Source organism: Anaerolineae bacterium (genome assembly GCA_016931895.1).
In the GTDB taxonomy this organism is placed as follows: Bacteria; Chloroflexota; Anaerolineae; order 4572-78; family J111; genus JAFGNV01.
In genome coordinates this window covers 1-3,060 of record JAFGDY010000034.1, presented here as the reverse complement: position 1 = coordinate 3,060, position 3,060 = coordinate 1, and the positions used below count along the sequence as shown (strand labels likewise).

Annotated in this window: 3 protein-coding genes; all 3 read right to left on the bottom strand. The window is 57.4% G+C overall.

Going from position 1 to position 3,060, the window contains the following annotated elements:
* The coding region (locus tag JW953_02810; GenBank protein ID MBN1991607.1) for a hydrogenase iron-sulfur subunit at window positions 1-254 on the bottom strand (254 nt) is incomplete at its 3' end.
* A gap of 29 nt (window positions 255-283) precedes the next feature.
* Window positions 284-2,308 (bottom strand): CoB--CoM heterodisulfide reductase iron-sulfur subunit A family protein, encoded by a 2,025-nt coding sequence (locus tag JW953_02805; GenBank protein ID MBN1991606.1) that lies wholly within the window; start codon window positions 2,306-2,308, stop codon window positions 284-286.
* A partial coding sequence (locus JW953_02800) for a CoB--CoM heterodisulfide reductase iron-sulfur subunit B family protein (GenBank protein ID MBN1991605.1) occupies window positions 2,308-3,060 on the bottom strand: 753 nt, incomplete at its 5' end. The genes JW953_02805 and JW953_02800, both read right to left, overlap by 1 nt.

Genomic DNA, 3,060 nt, shown 5'->3' with positions numbered 1-3,060 from the left:
CGCCGCAGGGCTTTGATATTTCCTTCTACATAGTGGCACTCGCCCGGGTGGCACCCGGCAATCAGCACCCCGTCGGCCCCCTCGCGCAGCGCCTTTAGCACAAACTGGGGGTCTACCCGGCCGCTGCACATCACCCGAAGCGGCCGCATATTGGGCGCGTAATGCATCCGGGCGGTGCCGGCCAGGTCGGCGGCGCGGTAAGAGCACCAGTTACACAAAAATCCAACAATGATCGGTTCATAAGTGTCGCTCATTTTTTCCCTTCCTTGGAAGCGTTAGCGGCTTACGCCGGTTCCAGCTCTTCTACTTTTTCCGCGCCAGATGCCGCCTCAACGGCATCCCACAACAGGCCCTTGATTTCCGACATCACCTGATTGTTGGTGAAGTGCGCGCCGGTAATGGCCGCGCTGGGACAGGCCGCCACACAGGTGCCGCAGCCCTGGCACAGAGCCGTGATAACCTCGGAAACTTTGGTATCCTCGTGGAAAACAATGGCATTGTAAGGACACATATTATTACAGATACGGCAGCCTGAGCAGAGTTCGGCCGTGATTCTGGCCCGGACCGGCTCCATCATCACCGTGCCCCGGTTGATCAGGCTGGCCACTCGCGCCGCCGCGGCCGCGCCCTGAACCACCGAGTCGGGAATATCCTTGGGGCCTTGACACGCGCCTGCAATAAAAATACCCTCGGTCATCGTGGCTACGGGGTCAAGTTTGGGATGGCGCTCAATGAAGAAGCCATCAAAATCGCAGCCCATCCCAAACAGTTTGGTAATTTCCTTGGAGTCGTGTTGGGCTTCCAGGCCCGCGCTCAAAATGACCATGTCCACCGGAACGCGGCGCTGTTTGCCAATGAGCGTATCCTCGGCCTGCACAATGAGTTTGCCTTCTTCGCCCGGCAGTCGAGCGGCGTCGGTTACTTCGGCCACCCGGCCGCGGATAAAGTGCGCGCCTTCATCTAACAGCCGGTGGTAAAACTCTTCGTAGCCTTTGCCCGGCGTGCGCATGTCAATGTAAAAATTATAAACTTCGGCGCCGGGCAAACGCTCGTGCACCAGGTGGGCAAATTTGAGCGAGTACATGCAGCAGACTTTGGAGCAGTACTCGTTGTAATTCCGGTCGCGTGAGCCAACGCAGTGCACAATGGCTACGCTTTGGGGTTCGGTCACGCCGTCGCGCAGCACCACCTTGCCGCCGGTTGGGCCAGCCGCGTTGACCAGCCGCTCAAATTCCAGCGCCGAAAAAACGTTTGCCAGCCGGCCGTAACCGTATTGGGGGATGCGGCGGGCGTCGAACAACTGGTAGCCGGTGGCCAGAATGACATTGCCAACCTGAAATTGGATCATCTGGTCTTCTTGTTCAAAGTCAATGGCGTTGGTTGGGCAGAAAATTTGGCAGGCTTTACATTTGCCGCGTTCAAAAAAGGTGCAGTTCTCTTTATCAATCACCGGATACTTGGGCACGGCCTGGGGAAAGGGGCGATAGACCGCCTTACGATAACCCAACCCGGCCTCAAACACCTCGTCCACTACCCGGCGCGGGCACTTTTCTTCGCAAATGCCGCAGCCGGTGCAGAGTTCTTCGTTTACGTAGCGGGCCTTTTTACGCACGGTAATGGTGAAATTGCCCAGGTAGCCGTCCACTTCTTCCACTTCGCTGTAGCTCAGCAGGGTAATGTTGGGGTGCTGCCCTACGTCTACCATTTTGGGCGTTAAAATACAGGCCGAGCAGTCGAGGGTGGGAAAAGTTTTATCCAGTTGGGCCATATGCCCGCCAATGGACGGCTCGCGCTCGACCAGGTAAACGTGATGCCCGGCGTCGGCCAGCTCCAGCGCGGCGGTAATTCCGGCCACGCCGCCGCCCACAATGAGGGTGTTGGGATTGATTTCAACAGGCAGAGGTTGAAGCGGTTGGTGATGCGCCACGCGCTCAACCGCGCCTTTTACCAGGGCTTTGGCCTTTTGCGTGGCCGCGGGTTTGTCGGTGGTCGCCCACGAGTTGTGTTCGCGGATGTTGGCCATTTCAAACAGAAAAGGGTTCAGCCCGCCCCGCTCGCAAGCGGCTCGGAACGTTTTTTCGTGCATGTGCGGCGAGCAGGCCGCCACCACCACGCGGGTCAGGCCGTGTTCTTTAATATCTTCTTCAATTAAATCCTGGCCCAGGCTGGAGCACATAAATTTATAGTCGCGGGCAATAACCACGTTTGTTTGCTCGCCCGCCCACCTGGCCACATCTTCAACATCCACTGTTCCGGCAATATTGGTGCCGCAATGACAGACATAAACGCCTACACGTTCTTGGCTCATTATTTTGTTTCCTCCTTCCGGCCCGGCATGGGGAGCGCCTCTTTAGACGGGCGTTCGAGTTTGGCCGGGGGGGGCGCTTCGGCGCCAATTTTGGCCAGGGCCGGGCCGGCGCCCACAAATTCTTTGCCAAAGCCCAATTGTTTGGGGGGAAGGCCAAAAGCCAGGCCGATCAGTTGGGTAAAATAGAGGATGGGTATTTTGTAATTGGTGCCAAAATGTTTATTCACGTTGTCCTGGTAGGCGTCCAGATTGAGTTGGCACATGGGGCAGAGAGTCACAATCACGTCGGCCTCGTAATCGGCGGCGTTTTTGAGCAAACGGCGGATCATTTCCAAGGCCACCGGCTCGCTGATTTGGGTCATGTGGCCGCCGCAGCAGTGGGCCTTCATGGGAAAGTCAACCACTTCCGCGCCCAGCGTCCGCATCAGGTTGTCCAGGGTGGTGGGATATTCGGGGTTATCAAAAGCATCTTCAAACCCGGGCCGCACAATCAGGCAGCCATAGTAGGCGGCCACGCGCAAGTTGTACAGGGGTCTGGTGACTTTTTGAGCCACGGCCTCGTACCCCACATCTTGCACAATGATGTCCAGCAAATGGCGCACTTTCACACTGCCCGGCCGGTAGTGCAGGCCGCCTGCGTTTAACGCGGTGTTGATTTTATGGGCCAGTTCCGGGGAGCTGGCCATGTAATGGTCTGTTTTTTTCAGGTTCAGGTAACACATGCTGCAAGGCGCCGCCAGTTGGGCGTTGTT

Bases quoted from the DNA above. Each gene is read 5' to 3' on its own strand.
- JW953_02805 (MBN1991606.1), bottom strand. From the start codon at position 2,308: ATGAGCCAAGAACGTGTAGGCGTTTATGTCTGTCATTGCGGCACCAAT.